25 protein-coding genes and 1 pseudogene are annotated in these 26,459 nt (G+C 75.2%); 12 read left to right on the top strand and 14 right to left on the bottom strand.

Annotated features, from left to right (window positions below):
- Nucleotides 1–421 precede the first annotated feature (421 nt).
- The 3 genes and pseudogenes from ACQP12_RS12560 to ACQP12_RS12550 form a co-directional block, all read right to left on the bottom strand.
- A pseudogene (locus tag ACQP12_RS12560) lies at nucleotides 422–2,104 on the bottom strand (ArnT family glycosyltransferase); the annotation flags it as partial.
- 45 nt (nucleotides 2,105–2,149) lie between these two features.
- Complete coding sequence (locus tag ACQP12_RS12555; protein ID WP_433287641.1) at nucleotides 2,150–3,661, bottom strand: sensor histidine kinase; 1,512 nt, start codon at nucleotides 3,659–3,661, stop codon at nucleotides 2,150–2,152.
- The gene (locus ACQP12_RS12550) at nucleotides 3,639–4,379 is read right to left on the bottom strand and encodes a response regulator transcription factor (protein WP_376787252.1); all 741 of its coding nucleotides are present in this window, start codon (nucleotides 4,377–4,379) and stop codon (nucleotides 3,639–3,641) included. Before ACQP12_RS12550 ends, ACQP12_RS12555 begins: the two co-directional genes overlap by 23 nt.
- Nucleotides 4,380–4,563: 184 nt before the next feature.
- Between ACQP12_RS12550 and ACQP12_RS12545 the strand changes: the two genes are divergently transcribed.
- Nucleotides 4,564–5,463: an SDR family oxidoreductase gene (locus ACQP12_RS12545; RefSeq protein ID WP_357944785.1), complete on the top strand. Its 900-nt coding sequence runs from the start codon at nucleotides 4,564–4,566 to the stop codon at nucleotides 5,461–5,463.
- Nucleotides 5,460–6,257, top strand: coding sequence for an alpha/beta fold hydrolase (locus tag ACQP12_RS12540; RefSeq protein ID WP_433287638.1), 798 nt, complete (start codon nucleotides 5,460–5,462; stop codon nucleotides 6,255–6,257). Before ACQP12_RS12545 ends, ACQP12_RS12540 begins: the two co-directional genes overlap by 4 nt.
- 6 nt (nucleotides 6,258–6,263) lie before the next feature.
- On the opposite strand, the gene ACQP12_RS12535 is transcribed toward ACQP12_RS12540, so the two are convergent.
- Entirely contained in the window at nucleotides 6,264–6,482 is a 219-nt protein-coding gene (locus tag ACQP12_RS12535; protein ID WP_357945347.1) for a hypothetical protein, read from the bottom strand.
- Between the two features lie 159 nt (nucleotides 6,483–6,641).
- On the opposite strand from ACQP12_RS12535, the gene ACQP12_RS12530 reads away from it, so the two are divergent.
- Together ACQP12_RS12530 and ACQP12_RS12525 are read left to right on the top strand one after the other, a co-directional pair.
- Nucleotides 6,642–7,589 (top strand): serine/threonine-protein kinase, encoded by a 948-nt coding sequence (locus tag ACQP12_RS12530; protein ID WP_433287636.1) that lies wholly within the window; start codon nucleotides 6,642–6,644, stop codon nucleotides 7,587–7,589.
- A gap of 75 nt (nucleotides 7,590–7,664) precedes the next feature.
- Entirely contained in the window at nucleotides 7,665–8,093 is a 429-nt protein-coding gene (locus ACQP12_RS12525; RefSeq protein ID WP_151464846.1) for an OsmC family protein, read from the top strand.
- 5 nt (nucleotides 8,094–8,098) lie between these two features.
- Here the strand turns inward: ACQP12_RS12525 and ACQP12_RS12520 are convergent, their stop codons facing one another.
- Nucleotides 8,099–9,049, bottom strand: coding sequence for an endonuclease/exonuclease/phosphatase family protein (locus ACQP12_RS12520; RefSeq protein WP_433287634.1), 951 nt, complete (start codon nucleotides 9,047–9,049; stop codon nucleotides 8,099–8,101).
- A 331-nt stretch (nucleotides 9,050–9,380) separates the two neighbouring features.
- Here ACQP12_RS12520 and ACQP12_RS12515 point away from each other — a divergent pair, with 331 nt between their 5' ends.
- The gene (locus ACQP12_RS12515) at nucleotides 9,381–10,217 is read left to right on the top strand and encodes a hypothetical protein (RefSeq protein WP_433287632.1); all 837 of its coding nucleotides are present in this window, start codon (nucleotides 9,381–9,383) and stop codon (nucleotides 10,215–10,217) included.
- Nucleotides 10,218–10,224: 7 nt separating this feature from the next.
- Here ACQP12_RS12515 and ACQP12_RS12510 read toward each other — a convergent pair whose 3' ends face one another.
- The 5 genes from ACQP12_RS12510 to ACQP12_RS12490 all read right to left on the bottom strand — a co-directional run bounded on the left by ACQP12_RS12510 (nucleotide 10,225) and on the right by ACQP12_RS12490 (nucleotide 14,584).
- Nucleotides 10,225–10,713 (bottom strand): ATPase, encoded by a 489-nt coding sequence (locus ACQP12_RS12510; protein ID WP_433287630.1) that lies wholly within the window; start codon nucleotides 10,711–10,713, stop codon nucleotides 10,225–10,227.
- Between the two features lie 120 nt (nucleotides 10,714–10,833).
- Nucleotides 10,834–11,280 carry a response regulator gene (locus ACQP12_RS12505; RefSeq protein WP_357944769.1) on the bottom strand — a complete coding sequence of 149 codons (447 nt, stop codon included), beginning with the start codon at nucleotides 11,278–11,280 and terminating at the stop codon, nucleotides 10,834–10,836.
- A 73-nt stretch (nucleotides 11,281–11,353) separates the two neighbouring features.
- Nucleotides 11,354–11,701, bottom strand: a complete 348-nt coding sequence (locus tag ACQP12_RS12500; protein ID WP_433287628.1) for an STAS domain-containing protein — start codon at nucleotides 11,699–11,701, stop codon at nucleotides 11,354–11,356.
- Nucleotides 11,702–11,789: 88 nt separating this feature from the next.
- Nucleotides 11,790–12,839 carry a cobalamin B12-binding domain-containing protein gene (locus ACQP12_RS12495; RefSeq protein ID WP_433287626.1) on the bottom strand — a complete coding sequence of 350 codons (1,050 nt, stop codon included), beginning with the start codon at nucleotides 12,837–12,839 and terminating at the stop codon, nucleotides 11,790–11,792.
- Nucleotides 12,836–14,584 carry a PP2C family protein-serine/threonine phosphatase gene (locus ACQP12_RS12490; RefSeq protein ID WP_433287624.1) on the bottom strand — a complete coding sequence of 583 codons (1,749 nt, stop codon included), beginning with the start codon at nucleotides 14,582–14,584 and terminating at the stop codon, nucleotides 12,836–12,838. The genes ACQP12_RS12495 and ACQP12_RS12490 overlap by 4 nt, the downstream gene beginning before the upstream one ends.
- A gap of 255 nt (nucleotides 14,585–14,839) precedes the next feature.
- On the opposite strand from ACQP12_RS12490, the gene ACQP12_RS12485 reads away from it, so the two are divergent.
- Together ACQP12_RS12485 and ACQP12_RS12480 are read left to right on the top strand one after the other, a co-directional pair.
- The gene (locus tag ACQP12_RS12485; protein WP_433287622.1) at nucleotides 14,840–15,184 is read left to right on the top strand and encodes an STAS domain-containing protein; all 345 of its coding nucleotides are present in this window, start codon (nucleotides 14,840–14,842) and stop codon (nucleotides 15,182–15,184) included.
- Between the two features lie 46 nt (nucleotides 15,185–15,230).
- Nucleotides 15,231–15,578, top strand: a complete 348-nt coding sequence (locus tag ACQP12_RS12480) for an STAS domain-containing protein (protein ID WP_433287620.1) — start codon at nucleotides 15,231–15,233, stop codon at nucleotides 15,576–15,578.
- 64 nt (nucleotides 15,579–15,642) lie between these two features.
- Here ACQP12_RS12480 and ACQP12_RS12475 read toward each other — a convergent pair whose 3' ends face one another.
- On the bottom strand, nucleotides 15,643–15,957 hold the full coding sequence (locus tag ACQP12_RS12475) for a hypothetical protein (protein ID WP_433287618.1): 315 nt from the start codon (nucleotides 15,955–15,957) through the stop codon (nucleotides 15,643–15,645).
- A 185-nt stretch (nucleotides 15,958–16,142) separates the two neighbouring features.
- Here ACQP12_RS12475 and ACQP12_RS12470 point away from each other — a divergent pair, with 185 nt between their 5' ends.
- The 3 genes from ACQP12_RS12470 to ACQP12_RS12460 all read left to right on the top strand — a co-directional run bounded on the left by ACQP12_RS12470 (nucleotide 16,143) and on the right by ACQP12_RS12460 (nucleotide 19,146).
- On the top strand, nucleotides 16,143–17,114 hold the full coding sequence (locus tag ACQP12_RS12470) for a DUF2267 domain-containing protein (protein WP_433287616.1): 972 nt from the start codon (nucleotides 16,143–16,145) through the stop codon (nucleotides 17,112–17,114).
- A gap of 71 nt (nucleotides 17,115–17,185) precedes the next feature.
- Nucleotides 17,186–17,977 carry a spermidine synthase gene (locus ACQP12_RS12465; protein WP_433287614.1) on the top strand — a complete coding sequence of 264 codons (792 nt, stop codon included), beginning with the start codon at nucleotides 17,186–17,188 and terminating at the stop codon, nucleotides 17,975–17,977.
- A gap of 41 nt (nucleotides 17,978–18,018) precedes the next feature.
- Nucleotides 18,019–19,146 carry an AI-2E family transporter gene (locus ACQP12_RS12460; protein WP_433287612.1) on the top strand — a complete coding sequence of 376 codons (1,128 nt, stop codon included), beginning with the start codon at nucleotides 18,019–18,021 and terminating at the stop codon, nucleotides 19,144–19,146.
- Between the two features lie 15 nt (nucleotides 19,147–19,161).
- Here the strand turns inward: ACQP12_RS12460 and ACQP12_RS12455 are convergent, their stop codons facing one another.
- Entirely contained in the window at nucleotides 19,162–20,460 is a 1,299-nt protein-coding gene (locus tag ACQP12_RS12455; RefSeq protein WP_357944744.1) for an NAD(P)/FAD-dependent oxidoreductase, read from the bottom strand.
- Between the two features lie 42 nt (nucleotides 20,461–20,502).
- Nucleotides 20,503–22,650, bottom strand: a complete 2,148-nt coding sequence (locus tag ACQP12_RS12450; RefSeq protein WP_433287610.1) for an amylo-alpha-1,6-glucosidase — start codon at nucleotides 22,648–22,650, stop codon at nucleotides 20,503–20,505.
- Nucleotides 22,651–22,768: 118 nt separating this feature from the next.
- Here ACQP12_RS12450 and ACQP12_RS12445 point away from each other — a divergent pair, with 118 nt between their 5' ends.
- Nucleotides 22,769–24,217, top strand: a complete 1,449-nt coding sequence (locus ACQP12_RS12445) for a M20/M25/M40 family metallo-hydrolase (protein ID WP_433287608.1) — start codon at nucleotides 22,769–22,771, stop codon at nucleotides 24,215–24,217.
- A gap of 63 nt (nucleotides 24,218–24,280) precedes the next feature.
- On the opposite strand, the gene ACQP12_RS12440 is transcribed toward ACQP12_RS12445, so the two are convergent.
- The gene (locus ACQP12_RS12440) at nucleotides 24,281–24,814 is read right to left on the bottom strand and encodes a GNAT family N-acetyltransferase (RefSeq protein WP_433287606.1); all 534 of its coding nucleotides are present in this window, start codon (nucleotides 24,812–24,814) and stop codon (nucleotides 24,281–24,283) included.
- A gap of 385 nt (nucleotides 24,815–25,199) precedes the next feature.
- Between ACQP12_RS12440 and ACQP12_RS12435 the strand changes: the two genes are divergently transcribed.
- Nucleotides 25,200–26,426 carry an MFS transporter gene (locus ACQP12_RS12435; RefSeq protein ID WP_433289245.1) on the top strand — a complete coding sequence of 409 codons (1,227 nt, stop codon included), beginning with the start codon at nucleotides 25,200–25,202 and terminating at the stop codon, nucleotides 26,424–26,426.
- Nucleotides 26,427–26,459 lie beyond the last annotated feature (33 nt).

Below are 26,459 nucleotides of genomic sequence, written 5' to 3'. Positions count from 1 at the left end.
GCCCCGTGCCGGTCTGGCCGGAGCCGGTCTGGCCGCCGGGAAGGCCGGGGAGCTGGCCGGTGCCGCCCGGGAAGGCCGGGAACTGGCCGGTGCCGCCCGGCGCGGCGCCACCGTTCGGCCCGGTGCCGCCCGGCGCGGCGCCGCCGTTCTGCCCGCCTGGCGTGGCACCACCGTTCTGCCCACCCGGGAGGCCGGGGAACTCGCCGCCGGGGAACTGCATGCCGCCCGGCATCCGGCCGCCGCCCGGGAAGCCGCCGCGGCCGCCGGGGCCGAAGCCGCCCTGCACGAACGGGCCGGCACTGGGGATCGAGCCGGTGTGCGGGGTCGCCGCCGTCTGGAGCGAGTAGGCCACCGGGCCGGCGAGCGCGGCCGCCGCACCGAGCGCGAGCAGCACCGGGGCCATCCGCCGGGGCAGCCGGTCGGCGACGACCAGCAGCGCGGCGGCGGCCAGGCCGGCCACGAGCACGGCGGTGCGCAGCCACGGGTACCAGTCGGCGCTGCGGCCGAGCAGTTGCCAGGACCACCAGGCGGTGACCGCGAGCGTGCCGGCCAGGATCACGGTCGCGGCGAACCCACGCCGCCGATCCGGAGCCAACGGCCCACCCGCCGATGCCGGGGCACTCGACGTGCCGCCGACGCCGGTCGCGGGCACCGGCGACGGAGCCGCGACCGGGTGCCCCGGCGTGCCGGCCGGGGCTGCCTCCGGCGCGCCGGGCACGGTCGGCGCGGGGGCGGTCGGCGGCACCGCGCCGTCCGGTGCGGCAGGGTGCGGCGGGACGACGGCGGCCGGCGGGAGGGGGCTGGTGGAGGCTGCCGGGGCGTACCCGGGGGTGGGTGCGGTGGGGACGGCCGGTGTCGTCCGGGCCCGCCAGAGCAGGGTCGCTCCGATGCCGACCAGCGCGCCGACCGCCGGCGCCAGGGCCACCGTGTAGTACGCGTGGAAGATCCCGGACATGAAGCTGAAGATCAGCCCGGTGACCAGCAGCCAGCCGCCCCACAGCAGCAGCCCGGCCCGGGTCCGGTCGGTACGCGCCGCCCGCCCGGCCAGCCACAGCCCGGCGGCGAGCAGGATCAGCGCGGCCGGCAGCAGCCAGGAGATCTGGCCGCCGACCTCGGTGCCGAACATCCGCAGCAGGCCGGACTGCCCGGAGAACGGGCCCCCGCCGCCCGGCCGGCCGGCGCCGCCGACGCTGCCCTCCTCGTCCCCGGTGATCCGGCCGAGGCCGTTGTAGCCGAGGGTCAGCTCCAGGATGCTGTTGTGCTGCGAGCCGCCGATGTACGGGCGGGCGCTCGCCGGGACCAGCTCCACGACGGCCACCCACCAGCCGGCGGCGACCACCACGGCCAGCCCGGAGAGCAGCAGCTGGCGCACCCGCCGCCAGAAGCCGGTCGGCGCGGCCAGCAGGTAGACGCCGGCGAACACCGGGATCACCAGGAACGCCTGGAGCATCTTGGTGAGGAAGCCGAGGCCGACCAGCGCGCCGGTCAGCGTGATCCACCGGGTGCTCGCCGTCTCGACCGCGCGCACCGTGGCGTAGGCGGCGGCGACCAGCAGGAACACCAGCAGGGCGTCGGGGTTGTTGAACCGGAACATCAGCGTGGCCACCGGGGTGACCGCGAGCACCGCGCCGGCCAGCAGGCCGGCGACCGGCCCGTACCAGCGGCGTACGGCGGCGTGCAGGACGCCGACGGAGGCGACGCCGAGCAGGGCCTGCGGCACCAGGATCGACCAGCTGCTCAGCCCGAAGAGGCGGACCGAGAGGGCCATCAGCCAGAGCGAGGCGGGGGTCTTGTCGACGGTGATCGAGTTGGCCGCGTCCGAGGAGCCGTAGAAGAAGGCCGTCCAGCTCTCCGAGCCGGCCTGCACGGCCGCCGAGTAGAACGCGTTGCCCCACCCCGAGGCACCGAGGCCCCAGAGGTAGAGCACCGCGGTGGCCAGGAGCAGGCCGAGCAGGGCCGGTCGCGTCCAGCGCGGGTCGCGACGGGGCGGCCCGGCCGGCGGCTGCGCCGGGGTCCGGACCGGTTCCGGGGCGGGCGCGGGGGCCGGGTCGGTCGCGGGCGACCCGGCCGAGGGCGCGGTCAGCAGGCTCTCTGTTCTGTCCATGCCGGCAAGCCTCGGGCGACCCGCTGACCCGCCACCGTGAGCGGCCTATGCGTCGGCTGTGGATCCGGGCAGCCGCACCGTGAAGGCGGTCCGGCCGGGCCGGCTCGCCACCGCGACCTCGCCGTGGTGGGCCTCGACCACGGCGGCCACGATGGCCAGGCCGAGGCCGGTGCTGCCGTGCGCCCGGGAGCGGGAGCTGTCGCCGCGGGCGAACCGCTCGAAGACCTCCGGTTGCAGCTCCTCGGGAATGCCGGGGCCGTCGTCGGTGACGCTCAGCTCGACGCCGCCGGGCACCGGCGTGAGCCGGGTGGTCACCGTGGTGCCGGGCGGGGTGTGCACGCGGGCGTTGGCGAGCAGGTTGGCCAGCACCTGGTGCAGCCGGTGGGCGTCGCCGGTGACGCTCACCGGCTCGTCGGGCAGGTCGAGCTGCCAGCGGTGCTCGGGGCCGGCCACGTGCGCGTCGCTGACCGCGTTGACCACCATGACGGTGAGGTCGACCGGCTCGGCCGCGAGCGGGCGGCCGGAGTCGAGACGGGCGAGCAGCAGCAGGTCGTCGACGAGGCTGGTCATCCGGGTGCCTTCCGACTCGACCCGGCGCAGGGCGTGTGCCACGTCCGGCGGCACCTCGTCCCGGCCGCGCCGGGCCACCTCGGCGTAGCCGCGGATGGCGGCCAGGGGGGTGCGCAGCTCGTGGCTGGCGTCGGCGACGAACTGGCGTACCCGCGTCTCGCTGGCCTGCCGGGCGGCGAGCGCCGCGGCGACGTGGCCGAGCATCCGGTTGAGGGCGCCGCCCACCTGCCCGACCTCGGTACGCGGGTCGGTGTCGGCCGCCGGGACCCGCACCGACAGGGCCACCTCGCCCCGGTCCAGCGGCAGCTCGGTGACCCGGGCGGCGGTGGCGGCGACCCGGTTCAGCGGGCGCAGCGCGGCCCGGACGATCAGCGCGCCGAGGCCACCGGCGACGACCAGCCCGGCGGTGACCAGCCCAGCCTGGGCGACCAGCACCCACATGACCGTTTCCTCCACCCCGGACAGCGGGACGGCGAACACGAGGACGTCGCCGTCGGCCGCCTGATGGGCGACGGCCCGGTAGTCGCCGTGGCCTCCGATGTCCACGGTGCGGGGCCGCCCGTCGGTGGGTTGCCCGACCACGTCCGAGACCTGCTCGGCCGGCAACGACTCGACCAGGCGCGCGCCGGTCCGGATCTTTCCGCAGACCACCTGACCGTCCCGGACCCGCACGGCGACCGAGTCCACCGGGAAGCCCGGCGGTGGCTGCAGCGCCTCGCACTCCCCGGCGTCGCCGGGTCGCCCGGGCGTCGGCTGGTCCCGGAAGATGTCGGGCACGTTCTCGCGCCGGCGGTCACCGGCGGTGATCTGGTCGTCGACCTGGCCGATGAGGAAGTGCCGCAGGGCGATCGTGGTCAGGCCGCCGATGCCGATGCTGACCAGGGCGAGCAGCCCCACCACGGAGAGCACCAGCCGGCGGCGCAGCGACCACCCGGCCAGCCGTTGCCGCAGCCGCCCGCCCCGGTCACTCCGCGGGCTTGAGGACATAGCCCGCCCCGCGCAGGGTGTGGATCATGGGCTCCCGGCCGGCGTCGATCTTCTTGCGCAGGTACGAGATGTACAGCTCGACCACGTTGGCCTGGCCGCCGAAGTCGTAGTTCCAGACCCGGTCGAGGATCTGCGCCTTGCTCAGCACCCGGCGCGGGTTGCGCATGAGGTAGCGCAGCAGCTCGAACTCGGTGGCGGTGAGGTTGATGAGGTCGCCGCCGCGGCGTACCTCGTGGCTGTCCTCGTCGAGGCTGAGGTCGCCGACGGTCAGCACGGCCTCCTCGCGGGCGGCGACCGCGAACCCGGAGCGGCGCAGCAGGGCGCGCAGCCGGGCGATCACCTCTTCGAGACTGAACGGCTTGGTGACGTAGTCGTCGCCGCCGACGGTGAGCCCGGCGATGCGCTCCTCGACCGCGTCCCGCGCGGTCAGGAAGAGCACCGGCACGGTGGGCGCCTGCTCGCGCAGCCGGCGCAGCACCTGGAAGCCGTCCAGGTCCGGGAGCATCACGTCGAGCACCACGGCGTCGGGCTTGACCTGCCGGGCCGCGCTGATCGCCGCCATCCCGTTGCCGGCGGTGGTGACCTGCCAGCCCTCGTAGCGCAGCGCCATCGAGAGCAGGTCGGTGAGCGTCGGCTCGTCGTCCACCACCAGCACCCGCACCGGTTCGCCGTCCGGTCGGCGCAGTTCGATCCGGCCCTGTGCGGCCTGCCCGTTCATGACCATGCTCCCATCGTGGGCGCACCCGCTGTACCGGGCCTGTCCCGATCCTGTGTACCAGCTGTGCGGGCCGATCGGCGGGATCCGCGCGGATCGGAATGGCTGGCCGGGCGGTGCGTCCGGGCCTGGCGCGGACGCGCCGGCGACCCTTCCCCAGCACGCTACCCGGTGGTAACTTGCCGGCATGTCCATCGATGGTGCCGCGGCCGGACGGCTCGCCGGCAAGGTGGTGCTGGTGACCGGAGCGGCCCGGGGCATCGGCGAGCACACCGCCCGGCTCGCCGCCGCCCGGGGCGCGCGGCTGGCCCTGGTCGGGCTGGAACCCGACCGCCTCGCGGCGCTCGCCACCGAGCTGGGTCCCGGCCACGTCTGGTTCCGCGCCGACGTCACCGACCAGGCCGAGCTGGCCGCCGCTGTCGACGGCACGGTCACGGAGCTGGGCGGCATCGACGCGGTGGTGGCGAACGCCGGGGTCGCCAACCGGGGCACCATCGCCGTCGGCGACGTCGAGGCGCTGGTCCGCACGGTCGAGGTGAACCTGATCGGCGTGATGCGCACCGCGGCGGCGACCGTGCCGGCACTCACCGCCCGCCGGGGCTACCTGCTGATCGTCTCCTCCGCCGCCGCGTTCGCGGCGCTGCCCGGCATGGCCGCCTACTGCGCCTCCAAGGCCGGCGTCGAGCACTTCGGCACGGCCATCCGGTTGGAGCTGGCGCACCGGGGGGTGGCCGTGGGCACGGCGCATCCGTCCTGGGTGGACACCGACCTGGTCCGCGAGGCGCGGGCCGACCTGCCGGCGTTCGAGACGGCGCTCGCGAAGCTGCCCTGGCCGATGCGACGGACCACCACCGTGCAGGAGTGCGCGGAGGCGTTCGTCCGGGCGATCGAGCGCAGGCGGCGCCGTGTCTACGTGCCACGCGCCGTCGGCGGCGTGCAGGCGGTCCGGTCGCTGCTGGTCAGCCCGCTCGCCGACCGGCTGGTCGGGCGGACCGCGAAGGAGACCGTCCCGCTGATCGAGGAGCAGACCCGGGCGCTGGGGCGGGGCTTCGGGCCGAGCACACCGTACGGGGAGACACGGCGATGACCGCCGCCGTGGAGGTCGTCTTCGAGCGGCGCGGGGCCGGCACGCCGCTGGTGCTGCTGCACGGCATCGGTCACCACTGGGCGGCCTGGTCGCCGGTGCTGGACCGGCTCGCCGAGGCGCACGACGTGATCGCCGTCGACCTGCCCGGGTTCGGCCGCTCGCCGGTGCCCGCCGCCGGCCTGCCCGCCGACATGCCCGGCCTGGTGGCCGGGATCGTCGAGCTGTTCGCCGCGCTGGGGCTGGACCGCCCGCACGTGGCCGGCAACAGTCTCGGTGGCGCCATCGCCCTGGAACTCGCCGCCGCCGGAGCGGTCTCCTCCGCCACCGCCCTCTCCCCCGCCGGCTTCTGCACCCCGCGCGAACTGCGCTGGGCGCTCACCGTGCTCACCCTGCACCGCAACGCCGCCCGGCTGCCCGAGCCGGTGCTGCGGTCGCTGTTCGCCAACCCGGCGCTGCGCACCCTCGCGCTGGGCATGATCCTGGCCCGGCCGAACCGGATGGCGCTGGCCGAGGCGCTGGCCGACGCGCGGGCGCTGCGCGAGGCGCGGGCGTTCCGCGCGGTGGCCCGCGCCGGCCGCGGGTACGCGTTCGCCGGCGCGCCGACCGTGCCGGTGACGGTCGCCTGGGGCACCCGGGACCGGATCCTGCCCTACCGGCAGGCCGCGCTGGCGCGGACCAGACTGCCGGCGGCCCGGCACCTGGACCTGGCCGGCTGCGGGCACGTGCCGATGCACGACGACCCGGAGCTGGTCACCTCGGTCATCCTGCACACCACCGGCGCACGGGCGGCCTGACCGGGCTCACTCGGTGGCGCCGAACGGGTCGGTGCGCACGTACCGCATCGTCCAGTCGCCGCCGCCGTGGTGGTGGTCGCGCTCGTAGAGATGGTCGGCCTCGCCGCCGGGCGGCCGGTCCGGGTGGCGCAGGATCCACCGTGGCGGTGGCGCCCCGTCCGGGCCGGCGGGCAGGTCCCGGACCAGGTCGTCGGCGGGTCCGCCGACGAACCGCACGCGCACCATAGCCACCGGTCACCCTCCGCATCGCCGTCGACACACAGTCCCTGCTCGCGAAGCTACCCCGCGCCGGGCCCGCCCGCTGGCGGTAATCCCCGGCGGTTTGCCCTGCTCCGGGCCCGGGTAGCGAAGCGGAGGGGACCGAACAAGGGCGAGGAGTGGTCGATGAGGACGCTGGGCGGGCGGTACGAGCTCGAACGGCGGGTCGGCATCGGCGGGATGTCCGAGGTGTGGCGGGCGCACGACCTCGTGCTCGACCGGACCGTCGCCGTGAAGCTGATCTCGCCCGGGCTGGACGGGGAGGCCACCTCGGTGGACCGGATCCGGCGGGAGGCCCGCTCGGCCGCGCGGCTCGTGCACCCGAACGTGGCCAGCGTCCACGACTTCGGCACCGCCGCCCTGCCGGACGGCCGCGCGGTGCCGTACATCGTGATGGAGCTGGCCGAGGGCGAAACGCTCGCCGCCCACCTGCGCCGCGGCCGGCTCGACTGGCGGATCGCGGTGCGGGTCTGCGCCGAGGTGAGCGCTGCGCTGGCCGCGGCGCACACGCACGGCATCGTGCACCGCGACGTGAAGCCGGCGAACGTGATCCTCACCCCGGCGGGCGTGAAGGTGCTCGACTTCGGGATCGCCAGCCCGGCCGGCGCACCCGACCACACCCCGGACGGGATCGTCGTCGGCACGCCGGCGTACCTGGCGCCGGAACAGCTCGACCGGCAGCCGGCCACCCCGGCCGCGGACATGTACGCCCTGGGCGTGCTCCTCTACTACTGCCTGACCGGCCGGCTCCCGTACGCGGCCGACACCACCACCCAGCTGCTCGGCTCGGGCCGGCGCCGGCCGCCGGAGCCGCTGCCCGACATCGACGGGTTGCCGGCCGAGGCAGCCGACCTGTGCCGCCGCTGCCTCGCCGAGGATCCGGCCGCCCGGCCGACCAGCCTGATGGCCGCGTTGCTGCTCGCCGAGGTGGTGGACGCCCGGGTCTACGTGCCGATGGTCGCGTGGGCGCCCCGCCAGCGCAGCGCCGCGGTGTCGGCGTGGACCGACCAGGCGGCCGCCGAGGCGACCGAGGCGTTCGCCGTCGACGCGCAGCCGACCGGCCGGCCCGGCTGACGCCCGGCCTGCTCAGGCACGGTTTCGCCGGGCGGGGGCCGGGTAGCCGGGCGGGTGAGTGACGGGAGGAACGCGATGCCGGATCCGAGTTCCTGGCTGGCCGAGACGGCCACGGCGACCGCCGCGGGCGGTCACGTACGCACCGACGACGGCGGTCTCTCCTCCGCCCTGGCGTCCCCGCTGGCGCCGCACTGCACCGGCCTCACGCCGGAACAGCTCCTGGCCGCCGCGTTCGCCTCCTGCCTGCACCACGCGGCGGTGGAGGCGGCCGGTGAGATCACCGACGAGGCGCACACCGTCGAGGTGACCGCGGAGGCGAAGCTGGGCCGCGACGACGACGGCCGGTACCGGGCCGACGTGCACGCCGAGATCTCCTCGGCCGGTCTCACCCGCGAGCAGCTGGCCGACCTGGTCGCGCACGCCGACCGGCTCTGGCCGTTCTCCAGCGGCGACAACAGCCGGCACCGACTGACCGTCACGCCGGCGGAGAACGGCCGGCACTGACCATTTCACCAGCGGAAACCGGCGGTCACCGCGCGGTGGTCGCTGTCCGGGGTGTGCAGCACCCCGGCCGCGGTGGGGGTGATCCCCCGGTAGAGGACGTGGTCCGGGCGGGTCACCGGGAGCCCCGCCGGCCAGGTGAAGCCGAAGCCCTGCCCGGCCTCGGCCTGGGCGTCGCCCAGCAGGCGGGTGAGCGGCCCGAAGACCCGGTCGGTGGTGGCGGTGTTCAGGTCGCCGAGCACCACGAGCCGCGGCGCGCCGTCGGCCCGGACGGTCGCGGCGAGCGCGGCGAGGGTCTCGTCCCGGGTGGCGGTGTGCCCGGCCCGGGCCGAGCCGAGGTGGACCACGTACACCGCCAGGTCGCCCTGCGGGGTGGCGACCACGGCCCGCAGGGCCCGCTCCCAGCCGAGGCCGGTGTCGACGCCGTGCGCCTCGCGGATCGGCCAGCGGCTCCACAGCGCGACGGTGGAGACCGCGGCCCGGTGCGGGTAACGCGCGCCGAGCGCGGCGGCGACCCGTTCGCCGTCGTCGACCTCCTGGAGCCCGATGAGGTCCGGGGCGGCGTCGGCGAGGGCGCCGACCGTGGCGGCCGGGTCGGGATTGCCGGAGCGCAGGTTCTGGCTGGCGACCCGGAGCGAGGGCGTGCCCGCGCCGGCGGCCGGCGGCAGCCAGGCGCCGCCGTAGAGCGCCGCCCAGACCAGCGCCGGCAGCAGCACCACGAGCAGAGCCCGGCGGGACCGGCGCAGCAGCGCCGCGAGGGCGAGCAGGGGTACGCCGAGCCCGAGCAGCGGGGTCACGCTGTCCACCAGGCTGCCCAGGCCGTGCACGTTGGGCACCGCCCGGTGGCCGACGATGAGCAGGGCGAGCAGGACGGCGCACAGGCTGACGACCAGCCCTCGCCGGCCCTGGCGGCCGGCGGGCTCGCCGGCGGCCCGCTCATCGACCATCTGCTCCGTCACCGTCCGCATCGTATCGAGCGGCGGGACCTCCGGTGCCGGCGATCCGGACACGTCCGCCCACCGGCGGCGTGGGCCCTCCGGCCGAGTGATGTACCCCCAGGTGGCGGGCGCATCCCTCGCCCGAACGGACGAGGGGAGGGGAAACCGCCGAGAAGAGGATCATGCGCGAATCTTGCCCCGGACTTTCCGACATGAACGGAAAATGCGAAACGCGAGGATGATCGAATTCGTGGTGCACCGAGCGTAATGTGCGGGCGGATCATGGCAAATTGTGGCGCATGCCACCAACCACCCCGATGGCAAGCGCCGAGAAGCTTTCTAGCCTCGGCGAGTGCATCCCGATCATCCCGATACGCAGCAGCCGACCGAGACGCGACCCGTTCGCCGTACGATCGACCCGGCATCAGCCGAACGGAGGATCGGGCGGCACCGGGCCCCGGAGCCCGCCCGCCGCGGGCCGGGCCGCTCCACCCCCGCCCGGGTCGCCGTCGCCACCGGCGTGACCTGCTGCCTCGGCCTGGTCGGCGTCGTCGGCGTGCGAGAGACCGGGCAGCCGCACGCCCCGGTCCGCGAGGCCCTCGCCGACCGGGCGGCCACCGAGCAGCGGGCCTCGCGGGACTTCGAGCGGGCCGCTCCGCCGGTCGCCGTGCCGGTCACCCCGATCCCGGCCGCCACCCCGAGCCCGACGCCCACGAAGAAGAAGACGCCGAAGAAGCCCGTCCGGCCCAAGCACCCCCGGCCCGTCGCCGGGCTCGACCAGCGGCAGATGGACAACGCCAAGGCGATCGTCGACGCCGGCCAGGCCATGAAGATGCCCCGCCGGGCGCTCGTGGTGGCCGTCGCCACCGCCATGCAGGAGAGCAACCTCTACAACCTGGCCAGCGACGTGCTCCCCGAGTCGTTCGACTACCCGCACCAGGGCAGCGGCTCCGACCACGACTCGATCGGCCTGTTCCAGCAGCGACCCAGCAGCGGCTGGGGCACCGTCGCCGAGATCATGCGCCCGGCGTACGCGGCCCGCGCCTTCTTCACCGCGCTGAAGGAGGTGCCCGGCTGGACGGAGCTCAGCCTCACCTCGGCCGCCCAGGCGGTGCAGGTCTCCGCCTTCCCCGACGCGTACGCCCAGCACGAGAAGCGGGCCACCACGGTGGTGGCGGCGCTGGTCTGAGCGACGCTCAGGCCGCGCTGCGCTCGGCGGCGCCGCCGGTGGGCACCCCCGCCGCCGCGGTCGGCGTGTCCGGCGGCACCGTGTCACCCCGTGCCCCGGCGAGGATCTCGTCGACGCGGGCCTCCCGCCGGCGCCGGGCCAGCAGCGCCGCCTCGAAGTCCCGGCGCGCGCGGACCGCCTCGGCGTACGCCTGCTCGCGCACCTGGCGGGCCTCCTCCCGGGCGGCCTCCAGCTCGCTGCGGGCCTCGGTCAACAGCCTGGCCGCCTCCCGCTCGGCGGCCGTTCCGACGGCCTCGTCGCCGTCCACGGCGGCGGTGCGGCGGCGCAGGAAGTCGCAGAGGTGGGTGGCGTCCTCCCGGACCTGGTCCCACTCCCGGCCCGCGCCGGCGGCGCTCTCCGCGCGAGCCGCGAGCCGGACCAACCGGATGCCCAGCTCGTCCAGGCAGGAATCCACCTGCCGCTGGTCGTAACCGATGTCGACCACGGAGAACCTCATCTGTGTCGCCCCCCAGGCAGCTGGTGTCACTTCCCCACCTGACGATCCTGGGCGGCCGACGGCCACGGCCGCGGCGGTTCCCGCAAATTGTTCAGCATCCGGACGCCCGGACGAAAGGGCTCAGGGGTGCTTGGGGAGCACGACCACCCGGCCGAAGAACTCGTCGATGCGGCGCACCACGTCGTTGAAGTCGTCCAGGTCGATGGGCTTCGTCACGTACGCGTTGGCCTGGAGGGTGTAGCTGCCGAGGATGTCGGTGTCGGCGTTGGAGGTGGTGAGAACGACGATCGGGATGGTCCGCAGCTCCTCGTCCCGCTTGACCTCACCGAGCACCTGGCGCCCGTCCATGCGCGGCATGTTCAGGTCGAGCAGGATGACGTCGGGGCGCCGGGCCTCGGTGTGCCGGCCCTGGCGGCGGAGGAACTCCATCGCCTCCTGGCCGTCGTTGACCACGTCGATGACCTTCTCGACGTCCGAGTCCTCAAGGGCCTCCTCGATCATCAGGACGTCACCCGGGTCGTCGTCCACCACCAGGATACGAACGGGGCTCGGGGTGCCATGGCCCATGGGACTACCTGCTTCGTCTCGGGAGGTGGAAGGCCGACGGCGAGGTCGACGGCCGGCGGGGAAATCTATCCGATCAGGAGGCGGCCGGGGTGGCCGGGTCGGCCGCCTCCGCCTCGTGGCTCAGCACCTCGGCCAGCCCGGTCACCTGGAGCACCCGGGCCACCCGGCCGGTCGCCCCGGTGATCCGCAACCAGCCGCCCTTGGCGGCGGCGAGGTTGTCGCCGCGGACGAACGCGGCGATGCCGGTGGAGTCGCAAAAGGTCAGCTCGCTGAGGTCCAGCAGCAGCTCACGGTGCCCCTCGGCGGCCAGCCGGTCGATGGCGGCGTTGAGCTCCGGCGCGGTGGCCAGGTCGAGCTCGCCCGCGAGCCGGAGGTAGGCCGGACCGCCGTCCCGCTGGCCGTACGTGACGGTGAACGTCACCGTGGCCCCTCTCGCTCCCACCGCAGGCCCACCCTTGCAGTGCAGCAAGTATACGCAGGTCTCCCCGGCGCGCCCGCACCCTGACCGGTCAGCGCCCCGGCGCGGCGGACAGCCCGCCGACCAGCGCGCGGGCCCGGTCGAGGAACCGGGCCGCCCGGGGGAAGTCCCGCAGCCGCTGTCCATAGTGGTCGAGGGTCAGCCCGACCGCGGCGGCCGGGACCCGGCGGCTGACCAGGATCGCCACCAACCACTCGACGAACTCGGTGAAGAGGGTCTCGTCGTCGACGTAGAGGGCGGCGGCGAGGAAGTCGACGATGTAGCCGAGATCGCTGACGGTCGAGTCCAGCTGCGCCGGCGTGTAGTCGCGCACCCCGGGCACCCGCTCCCGCAGGTCGGCCAGGGCGCTGTCGATCAGCTCACCGCGCCGCTTGGCCAGGCTCGTGTACTCGTCGTCGGCGAGGTGGTCGAGCCGGGCCGGCGGGACCGCGCGCAGCGCCCGCTCGTCGGCGACCAGGTCCGCCGCGGTCGGCGCGTCCGGCGCCCACGGCACGCCCAGCACCCGGGCCCAGCGGCCGTCGCCGCCGAAGCCGCGGCCGCCGACCACCACCGGCACGTCCGAGCGGCGGCACGCCTCGATCATCCGGTGCGCGTGCGGCAGCCGCATCGGCAGCGCGCAGGCCAGGGCCACCGCGTCCGCGTCGTAGCGGTGCAGGTAGGACACCAGGTGCGCGGCCGGCACGCTGGCGCCGAGGAAGGTGATCTGCCAGCCGCGCAGCCGCAGCACCTCGGCCACCAGCCGGGCGGGCAGGGCGTGCCACTCCCCGTCCATGCAGGCGACCACGATCCGGCCGCGGGTCGGGCGGGGATTCGCGTACGCGGCGACGGCCGCCACCACCCGCTCGCTGATGTGGGTGGCGGCGTGCTCCTGGGCCACGCTCCACTCGTCGCGCGCCCACCGCTCCCCCACCTCGGCCTGCGCCGGGGCGACCAGCTCCAGCAGCACCCGCTCGGCCGGCACACCGGACTCCAGCAGCCCGAGGGCCACCTCGACGGCGGCGTGCTCGTCGGCCTCAGCCAGGCACTCCAGATAGCCGGGGAAGGCGTGGGCCGGGTCGGCCCCGGTGGTCGTCGCGGTCACGCGTCGGTCTCCCTCGTCCGGTCGGCGCCGGTCGGGCCGGGCACCACGTGCAGGTGGCGGCCGGGGCGGACGGGGCCGGTCGCCCGCAACGCGAGCACCGCGATGTCGTCGTGGTCGCCGTGGCCGAGCCAGTCGCAGGTCACCTGCTCGACCCGCTCGGCCAGCGCCGGCGCCGGCATCCGGTGGCAGCCGACCACCGCGTGCAGGAGCCGCTCGGGGCCGAACTGCTCGTCGCCCCGCCGGCCGCCGCGCGCCTCGGTCACCCCGTCGCTGTAGAGCAGGCAGGTCTCGCCCGGGGCCAGATGCACGGTCACCTCGCCGATGCGGGGATCCGGCACCACACCGATCAGCATCCCGCTCAGTGGCACCGGCTCGACCTCGCCGGAGGCCCGCAGCACCAGCGGTGGGAGGTGGCCGCCGCCGGCCATGGTCAGGGTGAGGCCGCCGTCGCGGTGCGGGCGCACCACACCCAGCACCATGGTGGCGAACCGGCCCTGCCCGTGCGCCTGGGTGGTCTCCAGCAACGCGTCGTTGAGCAGTTTGAGCAGCCGGCCCGGCTGCGACTCGACCCGGTGCAGCGCGTGCAGGCACTGGCGGAGCTGGCCGGTGAACACGGCCGCCTCGACGCCCTTGCCCGAGACGTCGCCGAGGAAGAAGACCGAGCCGCCGTCGACGAGCCGGTGCGAGCCGTAGAAGTCGCCGCCGATCCGCAGCCCGGCCTGGGCCGGCCGGTAGGCGGTGCCCCACTGCACGCCCGGGGCCGCCGCGGGCTCGACGGGCAGGAGGCTGGCCTGGAGGGTGTCGGCGACCTCGGCCTGGTCGCGGTAGAGCAGCGCGGTGGTGAGCGCGGCGCCGGCCCGGGCCGCGAACGCGCGGACCAGGTCGAGGTCGGCGTCGTCGTACCAGCGGTTGGCCCGGCGGGCGACCAGGAGCACGCCGACCGGGGCCTCCCGGCCGGGCAACGGCACCACCCGCGCGGTGGCGCCGGCCGCGTCGAGACCGGACAGCCAGCCCGCCTCGACGGCCTGCTCCACCAGCCAGTCCAGGGCGTGCGGCTCGGCGCCGCCGAGCCCCTCCTCGATCGCCGACGGCAGCGCCGCGGCCGCGAGCACGCCGCTGTCCACGGCGGGCGCCTCGTCGTCCGCGCGCACCGCCCGCCACCAGCGGGCCCGGCCGGAGCGCGGGGTCAGCACCAGGACGGCGACGTCGGCCACCGTCGGCACGGCCAGCCGGACCACCGCGGCGGCGGCACGGTCGGGATGCAGGGGGTTGCCGAGCTTCTCGCCGACCACGGCGAGGAACGCCGAGCGGGCCCGCTCGGCGAGCAGCGCGTCGGCCCGGCTGACGCTCTCGGTGACGTCCTCGACATACCAGCAGCGGCGGCCGGCGGAGAGCACGACCCGCCGCAGGCGCAGCCGCCGGCCGTGATGGGTGAACTCGCCCGGGTCGTCGCCGCGCAGGGCGGGCACGCCGGCCGCGGCGAGCACCTCGCCGGGCACCACCTCGGGGACCAGCCGCTCGGCGACCGGGCTGAGGTGCCGCACCACACCGTCGGCGTCGCAGACGATCAGACCCTCGCGGAAGTGCTCCACCACCGCCGACCAGTCGGGGGCGGCCGGGCCGCGGTCCGGGGCCAGGGACGGCAGGGCCGGTGCGGCGGGCGACCACGCCCGAGCCCGTCTGGCGCCCGGCGTGGAGATCCGTCCGTCGCCCGGGTCAGCGCCCCTGACGTCGGCAGCAGTCACCAGCTGAGCCCCACTCCTGTCGATACCCGCGGTCCACGCGACACGGCGCGTGAGGTCACATCTCTTCGCCCACCCTACGCCGGTGTACCGGTACCGCCACCCCACCGCTCATGCCCCGGCCTGCGGACGCGTCGCCGGGCGGGGCGGTTCCGGGGTTGTTACGATCCGGACGACCCGGCCCGAACGGCAGCCGCGAAAGGCGTGATGGTGGCACCCCGACGGAGAACGCCCGACGCGACACCGCTACGCCTCTCCGTGGACCGCTCCGACCCCGACGCGCCGGTCATCAGGGTCGGCGGTGACCTCGCCTTCACCACGGCCGCCCCGCTGCGCACCGAGGTCGACCGGCTGCTGGCCGAGGCCCCCCGGACGCTCGTGCTGGACTTCCGCGACCTGCTCTTCATCGACAGCACCGGCCTGTCGGTGATCGTGCACGCCTGGCGGGACGGCCAGCAGGGCGGGACGGCCGTCCAACTGCGGGAGACGCCCCGCTTCCTGGCGACGATCCTCGACATGACCGGGGTCACCGGCCTGCTGTCCCGGCCGCAGCCCGACCGCGCGTCCGAGCGGCCCACGGCGGGCTCGTCCGCCCGTGCCTGAGCACCCTGTGGTTTCCGGGACCGGTCCGGGCTGGAAACATGACCACATGCGCCCGCAGCTGCTGACCATCCAGGTGGACCGGCTCGACCCCGGACGTGCCCGGCTGCGGCTGACCGGCGAGCTGGACTTCGACACCGCGCCGGAGCTCGTCTCCGTCGCGGCCGAGCTGCGCCGCGACGGCTGCCGGGAGCTGCTCCTCGACTTCGCCGGGGTGGGGCTCTGCGACTCCTCCGGCCTCAGCGCCCTGGTGCTCATCCACCGGGCCGGGGACGGTCCCGTACACCTGGACGCCGTGACGCCACAGGTGCGGCAGCTGCTGGACCGCACGGGGCTGGCCGAGCTGCTGGCCGTCCCGCCGGTCGGGGAGACCGCGACCACCCGCGACGTCGGCTGACCGCCCCCGGACGGGGGATGGCCCCCGACCCTGGGACCAGGGGCCGGGGGCCGGGGAGGATGGCTCAGGCGGCGGGAATGGCCTGCAGGCGCGGGCCGGATTCGCGCAGCTCCCCCACCGTGGGCGACGCCGCGTCCTCCGGCGTGCCCGAATCGGGCGTCTGGAACAGGTAACGGACGAACTCCCCACCCGCCTCGTTGTCGTCAGCTCCCGGCCACTGCCCCACACAGTCGACGCCGACGACCTCGCGCCCGCTGCCGTCGCCCTCCTCCAACAGCGCCCAGAGGGTCACCGGGTAGCTGCGGGTGCCCTCCGGGTCGACCTGCCACCTCGCGTACCAGCCGGGCCGGGCGGGGACGATCTCCACGATCCGTTTCATGACGACCTGCCCTTCCGCTTGCGTCGGAAGTTCTTCCGGTCCACCACGATCGTGCGGCCCCCCGGGGTGACCGGTCCTCACCCGCAGCGAGTGAAGCCGGCCGGTCCGCCGGCAGCCGTTTCCTTCCCGCCAGCGCCGGGAAGGCGACCGGCGCAAGCGCAACCGACCAGGAACGAGGTGCGACGATGCGCAAGCAGATGGAGGGCGACAACCAGCGCCGCCGGGCCCTGGCCCGGGACGCCCGGGAACGCGGTCGGCGGCCCAGCCAGACCGGCGCCAGCCTGAGCGCGTCCAAGCAGATCACCTCGCTGGACCAGCGCGAACGGTCCGGCCCGCCGCCGGCCGGCCGGCACAAGCCGGACACCACGCGCGGCGGTCCCGCGCCGCCGCCCGCGGCCGTGGCGGAGCGCCCGCGCCCGCTGCCCGACGAGCGGCCGGCCCGGGTGACCACGATGGGCTACCAGGATCTCGTTGACGACGTGAGCCGGCGGGCCGGGGTGGACTTCTCCACCGCCAAGGTGGCGGCCGAGGCGACCGTGCTCGCGCTGGCGTGGGCGCTCGACGAGGCCGAGCGGGAACGGCTGCTCGAGGCCGTGCCGGTGAAGCTGCACGACGTGGTGCCGGTGGACGGCATCGCGCGGCGGCAGGACCTGCCCGGCTTCCTGGCCGAGGTGGGCCGGCGCAGCCGCCTCACCCCGGAGCAGGCCCGCTACCAGGCGCAAGCCACCCTCGCCGCGCTGGCCGACGCGGACGGCGACCTCGTCGAGTCGCTGCGCGTACCGGACGGGTTGCGGGACCTGCTCGCACCGCCGGCGGCCGGCGGCGGCCTGGTGGGCCCGACGTCCGCCACCGCCCCGCTGGACGAGCAGGAACTGCGCGACGCGCTCGGCCGGCTGCCGTACTGGTCCAGCGACCGGCAGTCGCTGGTACGCACCATCGAGCTGCCGAACGGCAACCTGGACCGGGTGCTCGACCGGCTCGACCTGCTCCGGGGGGAGACCGGGCGCGGCCCGCAGATCGGCCGGCCCGACCCGGACAGTGCTGTGCTCACGGTGCGCAGCCAGCAGGTCGACGGGGTGACGGCGTCGGACGTGGACCTGGCCGGACGCATCGATGACGCCATCGACGAGGCCGGTGCCGGGATGGCCGCCGGCTGAGCCGCGGGCGGTCCGGGCCGGCGGGCACTACGCCCGCCGGCCCGGCGTTGCGCCGGGTACCGTTGCCCGCCGTGGAGAGCGACGCCGAGGCCCTGGAGATCGTCGTGGACCCGGCCCGGCCCACCGGCCGGACGCTGCTCGCCGCCGGGGTCGAGCAGTCCTACGTCGACCTGGCGGACCCGCGCCACCTGCACTTCGAGTACGTGCGGCGGATGGCCGCCGTGCTCGACCTGGCCGCGCCGCCGAGCCGGCCGCTGACCGTCCTGCACCTGGGCGGCGGGGCGCTCACCCTGCCCCGCTGGCTGTCCGCCACCCGGCCCGGCTCACCCCAGCGGGTGATCGAGCGGGACCCGGCGGTGGTCGACCTGGTCCGCCGCGAGCTGCCCCCGGTGCCGCCCGAGGTGGTCGTCGAGATCGGCGACGCCCGGGACGCGGTCACCACCGCCCCGGCCGGGGCGTACGACGTGGTGCTCGCCGACGTCTACCGGGGCGCCCGGATGCCCCGGCACGTGGCCAGCGTGGAGTTCGCCGCCGAGGTGGCCCGGGTGCTCCGCCCGGACGGCGTCTTCCTGGTCAACGTCACCGACCTGCCGCCGCTGGTGCACACCCGGGCCCAGGTGGCCACGCTGCGGGCGGTCTTCGCCGACGTCTGCCTGGTCGCCGACCGGCGGATGCTGCGCGGCCGGCGGTACGGCAACCTGGTCCTCGCCGCGGCCACCCGCCCCGACCGGCTGCCGGTACGCCGGCTCGTCGCCCGGGCCGCCGGTGATCCGGTGCCCGGCGGCGTGCTGCACGGGGCGACCCTGGACGCCTTCGTCGCCGGCACCCGGCCGGCCACCGACGCCACCCTCGCCGAGCGCTGACCGGCGGGTTTCCACCGGTGCCGGGCGGGTAGCCGCGCCGGATGAGCAGAGCCGACGACCGGTCCACCGCCCGCCGGGCGCTGATCGTGATCGGTCTGGTGCTCGCCACGCTGCTCGGGCTGGCGCTGGTCTGGGCCACCCGGCGGGTGCTGGTCTGGGGCCTCGTCGCGGCGTTCTTCGCGGTGGCCCTGAACCCCCTGGTCAACCGGGTGGAACGGCGGCTGGTCCGGCGCCGGGCACTGGCCACCCTGCTGGTCTTCCTGGCCACCTTCGTGCTGCTGGCCGCGCTGGGCGCGATGATCGTGCTGCCCCTGGCCGACGAGCTGGGCCGGTTCGCCGACCGGGCGCCGGAGCTGCTCCGCCAGGCCCGCGCCGGGCGGGGACCGCTCGGCGAGGTGCTCAACCGGTTCCACCTGCTCCGGTACGCCGACACCCACGCGGACCAGATCGAGCGCTACGGCTCCCGGCTCGGGCAGCCCGCGGTCGGGGTGCTCCGGGGCGTGCTCGAGATCGTCGCGGCGGTGCTCACCGTGGTGGTGCTGGCCTACCTGATGGTGCTGGAGGCGCCGAAGATCATCGCCGGCACGCTCCAGCTCATCGGCGACGGTGCGGCGGAGCGGCTGCGGCGCATCGGCCGGGACTCCTCCCGGATCATCACCGGCTACCTGAGCGGCAACCTGCTGATCAGCGTCATCTGCGGCGGCCTGACCTTCGTGGTGCTCTTCCTCGTCGGGGTGCCGTTCGCCGGGGTGATCGCCCTGGTGGTCGCGCTGGCCGACCTGGTGCCGCTGGTCGGGGCCACCATCGGGGCCATCGTCGCGGCCGGGGCCGGGTTCCTGCACTCCCCCACCGCCGGCGTGGTGGTGCTGGTCTTCTTCGTGGTCTACCAGCAGGTCGAGAACCACCTGCTGCAACCGGTCATCATGGCCCGCGCGGTCCGGCTCAACCCGTTGACCGTCCTGGTGAGCGTGCTGCTCGCCGCCGAGCTGGCCGGCCTGGTGGGCGCCCTGCTGGCCATCCCGGTGGCCGGGATCGTGCAGGTCCTGCTGCGCGAGTTCGCCCGCGCCGGGCGGCAGGCCCTGGCCGTCCCGGCGGTCGCCGGCCCGGAAGGGCGTCCGGCCGGCGGCCACACTCCCGGAGACGGGAAGGCGCCACCGGCCGGCGGTTGATCCGCGCGGACCCGCTCAGCGGCGGTGCACCACCTCGGGCGACTCGCTCTCCAGCGGCACCGCGTTCGCCGGGACCAGGCCGAGCTGCACGGCCGGCCGGGGCAGGGCGGCGTCGAGCAGCCAGTCCGCGCCGACCCGGGCCCGGTTGCTCGGCATGGCATAGAGGTGGTAGCCGCGGGTGACCGCCTTGGCCGGCAGGCCGGCGAGCGGCACGTGCAGCGGGTTGGCCGCCGCTTCCTTGCCGCCCAGGTCGACCACCCAGCCCAGGTCACGGTGCTTGTACGACTTCCGGGTGCCCTGCCCGTAGGAGGCGGCGATGTTGCGTGCGGCGAGCTTGCCCTGCCGCTGCGCGTGCTGGGCGGTCATCGCGCACACCTGCCCGGGGCGGGTCGGATCGGGCACGGCCGCCGCGTCGCCGCAGGCGAACACCTCCGGGTAGCCGGGGACGTTGAGGTACTCGTCGGTCACGAGGCGCCCCTTCTCGGTGCGCAGCCCCAGCTCGGCCACGAACGGGTCCGGACGCACTCCGACGCACCAGACCAGGCTGCACGTCGGGACGTACTCGCCGTCGGTGAGCAGCACGCCGTCCGGGGTGGCCTCGGAGACCGAGGTGCCCATCCGCACGTCGACGCCGCGCCGGCGCAGCACCCGGTCGGCGGTGACGGAGAGGCGCTGGTCCAGCTCGGGCAGGACGCGCGGGGCCACGTCCAGCAGCATCCAGCGGGGGCGCACCTTGAGGTGGGGCCGCTGGGCCATCATCCGGTCGGTGAAGAGCTGCCCGTGCGCGGCCACCTCGGTGCCGGTGTAGCCCGCGCCGACCACCACGAACGTGGTCCGGGACCGCTGCTCGACCGGGTCCTCGGCCAGCTCGGCCAGCTCGAGCTGGCGGATGACGTGGTCGTGCAGGTAGAGCGCCTCGGGCAGGCCGCGGAAGCCGTGCGCGTACTCGGTCACGCCGGGGATCGGCAGCAGCTTGTTGACGCTGCCGACGGAGAGCACCAGCCGGTCGTACGCGAGCTGGCCGTGGTCGCCCTCGGCGGAGCGGTAGCCGACCCAGCGGTTCTGCAGGTCGACCCGGTCCGCCTCGCCGATGACCACGCGGACGCCGTCGAGGGTGCCGGCCAGCGGCACGGAGATCCGGGTGGGCTCGACCACCCCGGCGGCGACCTCGGGCAGCAGCGGCAGGTAGAGGAAATAGTCGGTCGTGTTCAGCAGGACGATCTCGGCCCGCTTGCCGGCCATCCGGCTCAACGCCTTCGCCGCGTGGTATCCGGCGAACCCGGCCCCCACGATCACCACACGAGGTTTCGTCATGCCTGCTGCCGTTCCCGTCGAGGACCCCGACAAACGTGGCCGTCAGTCCGCGGAAAGCCGCACGTACCCCTTGCGGCCCACCGCCTCGAGGTCCCAGGACTGCCCGAAGGCCCGCAGCCGGTCGACGGCGATCCGGCCGATCTCCGGCGGGATGTCGGGGTCGAGGACCACCCGGCCGTCGACCGGGTTGAGGTTGAGCATCGCCCGGGCCAGGGCCAGCGGAGTGGCGCTCGCCCAGGCCTGCGGGCTGCACGCGGTCGGGTACGGCACGGCGAAGAGCAGCCGCTCGCGCGGGTAGCCGCTGAGCGCCTCGGGGAGCCGGTAGCCGAACTGCTCCGCCACCTCGATCAGCGCCAGGCTGATCCGGTTGGCCTCGGCCCGGTACCCGTACCGGGTCAGCCCGAGGACGGCGAGCGAGTTGTCGTGCGGCCACACCGTGCCGTGGTGGTAGCCGAGCGAGTTGAACAGCGCGTCCTCGCGCGACAGGGTGCGGATTCCCCAGCCGGAGAAGGAGTCCTCCGCCATCAGCTGCCGCACCACCCGGTCCGCCCGCTCCGGTGGCACGATGCCGCTCCAGAGCAGGTGGCCCATGTTCGACGTCTTCGAGTCGATCCGGTTCTTGTCGCCGTCCAGGCCGACGGCGTAGAAACCACCCCGCTCCTCGATCCAGAAATCGCGGTTGAACTGGTCGTAGAGCCGAGCGGCGTCCGCGCGCAGCCGGCGGGCCAGGGCCGGGTCGTTCAGGGGGCCGTCGGCGAGCTCGGCGAGCCGCAGCTTCGCGTCGTATCCGTAGCCCTGGATGTCGGAGGTGGCGATCGGCAGCACCGGGATCCGGCCGTCGTGGAAGACGACCCCGTTCGGCGAGTCCCGCCAGCACTGGTTCCCCAGGCCCTCCGGCGAGCGGGTGGCGTACTCGACGTAGCCGTCGCCGTCCCGGTCCCCGTAGTGGTCCATCCAGTCAAGGGCCGCCATCGCGTTGTCCCGCAGGCTCCGCACGAGGTCGTCGTCCCGGGTCCACCGCCAGTACTCGGACAGGAGGATCAGCCAGAGCTGGGTGGCGTCGGCCGTGCCGTAGTACGGGCCGTACGGCTTCAGCCCGGTCCGGGTCAGCTCCCCGCTGCGGACCTCGTGCAGGATCTTGCCCGGCTCCTCGTCGGTGAAGGCGTCACAGCGGTCGCCCTGCAACCGGGCCAGGGCGAGTAGCGTGCCGCGCGCCAGGCTCGGACCGGCGACCAGTGTGTGGTATGCGGTGAGCAGGGTGTCCCGGCCGAAGACGCTGAGGAACCAGGGCAGTCCGGCGCCGGGCAGCATGATGCGCTGCCCCTTGACCTCCAGCTCCAGCCGGAGCGAGGCGATGTCCTGCCCGGTCCGGTGCATGGTCCGTTCCAGCGCCTGACTGTCGCTGTGCAGCCGGGCCCGCTCGGCCATCCAGTGGCGGAACGGGTCGGGTAACCGCCCGTGGATCACGTCGGCGATGTCGCCCCGGACCGACTCGACCACCCCCAGGCCCGGCGGCAGCGGCACGTCCAGGTCGACGAACCACTCCTCCCGTTGGTGCAGCTCCAGCTCCCACACCAGCTCGTCGCCCTCGACCCGGTCCGCGGGCCGCGAGGAGCAGACCCGGGTCTCGGCGGAGAAGCCGTCGGCCGCGTACGTGAAGCAGAGCTGGTCGGGCGTGTGCCGGCGGGTGATGTGCGCGGAGCGGTCCCGGACCCCGGACTTGACCTCGAAGAGGTCGGCGAAGTCGGCGGCCGTCGCCAGCCGCAGCTCGATGCGGACCGGTTCGGGCTGGTAGGACACCAGTTCCACCCGCTCGTGGAAACCGTCGCCGATGTAGCGCAGCCGCCGGAAGCCGAGGCCGTTTGCCGGGAGGCCGGGCAGCTCCGGACTGGCGAGCGCGAACTGGGCCGAGTAGGGCTGAAGGATCTGCGAGCGGAGCACGAGCAGGCGCTGCCCGTTCACCGTGAGCACCCACCCGCTGAGCAGCCGCGTGTCCAGATGGACCAGACCGCCGATGCTGCCGGGCGGCACGTCGCCGGACGGCTCCGAGTACATGAAGGTGGGGCCGTTCAGGACGGCGATGGATTCGGCGCCCAGCTCGGGCGGGATGGATCGCTGGTCCCCGCTCTCATGGGCGGGGGCCAGCACGCCCGGCGTCGGATCGGCCGGAGTCGGACGCACGACAGCCATGCGCCGACGGTAGGAGGAGTGCGGGCGAGGGTGGCATCACCCGTTCCGGATGAAATCGCCACGCTGATCCATGCCTGACTATATGGACAGGCTTCCCATCCGGGGCGAGGATGCCCAGATGGGAACCCACGAGACCGCCGGGGGTCGGCCCACGAGGTCCACCCGGCGCACCTTCCTCACCGCCTCCGCCGCCGCTACCGCCGCCACCGTCGCCGCTCCGCTGACCGCCACGCCGGCCGCCGCCGGCGGCACCGACGCGCCGCCCGGCCCGGGGCGCCCCGCCCGGCCGCAGCCTCCGGGCCGGGAGCTGACCGCGCTGCTGCGCGAGATCGACCGGGACCGGATCGAGGCCACCGTCCGCCGGCTCGCCGCGTTCGGCACCCGGCACACGCTCTCGGACCAGGACGATCCGGTACGCGGCATCGGCGCGGCCCGGGACTGGATCCACGCCCAGCTCACCGAATTCGCCGCCGCCTCCGGGGGCCGGATGACCGTCGCACTCCAGTCGTACGTGCAGCAGCCCGCCTCCCGGATCCCGACTCCCACCACCATCACCAACGTGGTGGCCACCCTGCGCGGCGACACCGCTCCGGACCGGGTCTACGTGATCACCGGCCACTACGACTCCCGTGCCACCGATGTCATGGACGCGGTCAGCGACGCTCCGGGCGCCGACGACGACGCCTCCGGCGTGGCCGTCGTGATGGAACTGGCCCGGGTGCTGGCCTCCCGGCGCGCCGAGGCCACCATCGTCCTCGCCGCGGTGGCCGGCGAGGAGCAGGGGCTGTACGGCTCGGCGTACCTGGCCGGGCAGCTCAAGGCGGCCGGCGTCGACGTGCAGGCCATGTTCAGCAACGACATCGTGGGCAGCAGCACCGCCGACGACGGCACCCGCGAGCCGCGGGTCGTCCGGCTCTTCGCCGAGGGCGTGCCGACCGCCGAGACCCCGGCCGAGGCGAGCGTGCGGCAGTCCGTCGGAGGGGAGAACGACTCCCCGTCCCGGCAGCTCGCCCGGTTCGTGTCCGACGTGGCGGACAACGGCGCGACCGGGATGCGGGTCCGGGTGATCTACCGGCGGGACCGCTACCTGCGCGGCAGCGACCACATCTCGTTCCTGCGCGAGGGTTGGCCGGCCGGCCGGTTCACCGAGCCGAACGAGGACTTCGCCCACCAGCACCAGGACGTCCGGGTGGTCGACGGCGTCCAGTACGGCGACCTGCCGGAGTTCTGCGACTTCGACTACATCACCCGGGTGGCCCGGGTGAACGGCGCGACGCTCTGGTCCCTGGCACAGGCGCCGGGCACCCCGAAGGGGGTCACCGTCGTCACCACGAACCTGACCAACGACACCACCCTGCGCTGGCAGCGCGGCACCGAACCGGACCTCGCCGGCTACGAGGTGGTGTGGCGGGAGACCACCGCCGCCGAGTGGCAGAAGGTGCTGCCGGTGGGCGACGTCACCGAGGTGACGATCGACCTGTCGAAGGACAACGTGTTCTTCGGCGTCCGGGCGGTGGACCGGGCCGGGCATCGCAGCCCGGTGGCGTTCCCTAAGCCGGGCAGCTGACCCACCCTGAGGCATCAACAAGGCCGGTGGGCGGCCGCCGTTCGGCGGCCGCCCACCGCGCCGTCAGTCCCGCCCGGGCTCCGGTGCGGTGATCGCCCAGCGCTCGTGGTCCCGCCAGGCGCCGTCGACGAACAGGTAGTCCGGCGAGAAGCCCTCCTGCCGGAACCCGAGCCGGCGGGCCAGCTTCTTCGACGGCTCGTTGCCCGGCTGGATGTTCGCCTCCAGGCGGTGCAGCCCCAACGCGGTGAACGCGTGCGCGATCACCAGCCGGACCCCGGCCGAGGCGTGCCCGGTGCCGGCGTACGGCCGGAAGGCGGCGTAGCCGAGGTAACCGCCGCGCAGCGCGCCCATGACGATGCCGCTGATGTTCGCGTACCCGGCGATCTCGCCGGTGGCCCGGTCGCAGAACAGGTACCCGGCGCTGCCCCGCCCCCGGATCTTGCGCAGGTAGGCGGCGTACCGCTCGGCGTCGTCGGGCGCGGTGAGCCACGGATGGTGCAGGTCGTGGCTGCGCCGGGCTGCGGCCACGAACTCCGCCTCGTCGGCGGGGCGGGGACGGCGGATCGCGACGCGGCCGTCGCTGCGGAGGTACCTCACGGCCAGCCACTCTCGGTCACCCGCCCGCCCGCTGTCCAATCGGGGTCGCGCCACCCGCCGGCCTGCCCTAGCGTGGCACCCGAGGACGGGAGGTCGATCATGAGGACTGCTCCACTCGGCACGGTGCTGGTTTCCGCTTCGCCAGTGGGCGACCCGGTGTCCTGACCTGACCGGCGCGGCCTCCGCGCCCGCCCGGCGCTGTCGCCGGGCCCGACACCGCCACCCGCACCGCGAAGCGATCCGGTGATCCGCCCCGCGCGGGTCCCGACATCCCGGCGTGCCCGCACGCCACCACATCGCTTCCGAGGGAGTTCCTCGTGTTTCCGGACGACCCGTCCGGGTGCCGCGTCGCACCCGGACCGCGTACCCCTGCCCGGTGGCCGGCATGACGGCCACCCTTCCCGCCGGCCGGCTCGGCCCCGACTTCCGCCGGCTCTGGACCGCCTCCGCCGTCTCCAACCTCGGTGACGGTGTCACCCTGGTGGCCGCGCCGCTGCTGGTCGCCTCGCTCACCCCGGACCCGGCGGCGGTGGCCGCCGCGGCGCTCGCCCCGCAACTGCCGTGGCTGCTGCTCGCCCTGGTCAGCGGGGCGCTCGTGGACCGGCTCGACCGCCGCCGGCTGATCGTCGCGGTCAACCTGGGCCGGGCCCTGGTGCTGGCCGCGCTGGCTGGGGCCGTGCTCGCCGGGGTGGCCACCGTGCCCCTGGTCTGCCTCGCCTTCTTCCTCACCGGCATCGGCGAGACCCTCGCCGACACGGCGGCCGGGGCCCTCCTGCCCTCGGTGGTGCCCGCCGACCGCCTGGAGCAGGCCAACAGCCGGCTCTCCGCCACCTTCGTGATCGGCAACCAGTTCGTGGCAAAGCCGTTCGGGGCGTACCTCTTCGTGTGCGCGGCCGCGCTGCCGTTCGGGTTCGACGCGGCCACCTTCGGGCTGGCCGCGCTGCTGCTGGCCCTGCTGCGCTGGCGACCCGTCCCGTCCGCGACTCCGCCGGCGCCCGCGGCTCCGCGCCGGTCGCTGCGGGTCGACGTGGTGGAGGGCGTACGCGCCCTCTGGGCCGTGCCGGTGCTGCGCACCCTGGCCGGTTGCATCGCCGTCATGAACGTCGCCTTCTGCGCCGCGTTCGCGGCCTTCGTGCTCTACGCCCGCCAGCGGCTCGGCCTCGCCGAGGTCGGGTACGGCCTGCTGCTGACCGCCTCGGCGCTCGGCGGGCTGGCCGGCAGCGCGCTGGCCACCCGGCTTCGGTCCCGATTCGGCACGCCCGCGCTGCTGCGAGCCGGGCTGCTGATCGAGATCGGGCTTCAGCTCGTGCTGGCCGGCACCCGAAATCCGGTGGTCGCGGGCTCGGCGCTGGCCGTGTGGGGCGGGCACGCCATGGTCTGGGGCGTGCTCGTGGTGTCGCTGCGGCAGCGCCTCGTGCCGGACCGGCTGCGCGGCCGGGTGTCCAGCGTCTACGCCCTGGCCGACCTGGGCGGGGCGGCGCTGGGCACCGCCGCCGGTGGCGTCCTGGCCCGGGCGACCGGGAGCCTCCTGGCGCCGTTCTGGCTGGCCGCGGCGGCGCTCGCGGTGCTCACCGCGCTGTCCTGGCGCCGGCTGGGCGACACCGGCCGCTGATCCGCCCGCGCCGGTGGGGAGGCCGGTCCGGTT

It is taken from the genome of Micromonospora sp. CA-244673, assembly GCF_050948395.1.
Classification (GTDB): Bacteria; Actinomycetota; Actinomycetes; order Mycobacteriales; family Micromonosporaceae; genus Micromonospora.
This window is presented reverse-complemented; position numbering and strand designations above follow the sequence as displayed.

Coding starts and splice junctions, on each gene's coding strand:
- ACQP12_RS12510 (WP_433287630.1), bottom strand. CDS start 10,713: ATGAGGTTCTCCGTGGTCGACATCGGTTACGACCAGCGGCAGGTGGAT.
- ACQP12_RS12435 (WP_433289245.1), top strand. CDS start 25,200: ATGACGGCCACCCTTCCCGCCGGCCGGCTCGGCCCCGACTTCCGCCGG.
- ACQP12_RS12455 (WP_357944744.1), bottom strand. CDS start 20,460: ATGACGAAACCTCGTGTGGTGATCGTGGGGGCCGGGTTCGCCGGATAC.
- ACQP12_RS12450 (WP_433287610.1), bottom strand. CDS start 22,650: ATGGCTGTCGTGCGTCCGACTCCGGCCGATCCGACGCCGGGCGTGCTG.
- ACQP12_RS12540 (WP_433287638.1), top strand. CDS start 5,460: ATGACCGCCGCCGTGGAGGTCGTCTTCGAGCGGCGCGGGGCCGGCACG.
- ACQP12_RS12530 (WP_433287636.1), top strand. CDS start 6,642: ATGAGGACGCTGGGCGGGCGGTACGAGCTCGAACGGCGGGTCGGCATC.
- ACQP12_RS12480 (WP_433287620.1), top strand. CDS start 15,231: ATGCGCCCGCAGCTGCTGACCATCCAGGTGGACCGGCTCGACCCCGGA.
- ACQP12_RS12525 (WP_151464846.1), top strand. CDS start 7,665: ATGCCGGATCCGAGTTCCTGGCTGGCCGAGACGGCCACGGCGACCGCC.
- ACQP12_RS12470 (WP_433287616.1), top strand. CDS start 16,143: ATGCGCAAGCAGATGGAGGGCGACAACCAGCGCCGCCGGGCCCTGGCC.
- ACQP12_RS12535 (WP_357945347.1), bottom strand. CDS start 6,482: ATGGTGCGCGTGCGGTTCGTCGGCGGACCCGCCGACGACCTGGTCCGG.
- ACQP12_RS12545 (WP_357944785.1), top strand. CDS start 4,564: ATGTCCATCGATGGTGCCGCGGCCGGACGGCTCGCCGGCAAGGTGGTG.
- ACQP12_RS12460 (WP_433287612.1), top strand. CDS start 18,019: ATGAGCAGAGCCGACGACCGGTCCACCGCCCGCCGGGCGCTGATCGTG.
- ACQP12_RS12505 (WP_357944769.1), bottom strand. CDS start 11,280: ATGGGCCATGGCACCCCGAGCCCCGTTCGTATCCTGGTGGTGGACGAC.
- ACQP12_RS12550 (WP_376787252.1), bottom strand. CDS start 4,379: ATGAACGGGCAGGCCGCACAGGGCCGGATCGAACTGCGCCGACCGGAC.
- ACQP12_RS12445 (WP_433287608.1), top strand. CDS start 22,769: ATGGGAACCCACGAGACCGCCGGGGGTCGGCCCACGAGGTCCACCCGG.
- ACQP12_RS12475 (WP_433287618.1), bottom strand. CDS start 15,957: ATGAAACGGATCGTGGAGATCGTCCCCGCCCGGCCCGGCTGGTACGCG.
- ACQP12_RS12555 (WP_433287641.1), bottom strand. CDS start 3,661: ATGTCCTCAAGCCCGCGGAGTGACCGGGGCGGGCGGCTGCGGCAACGG.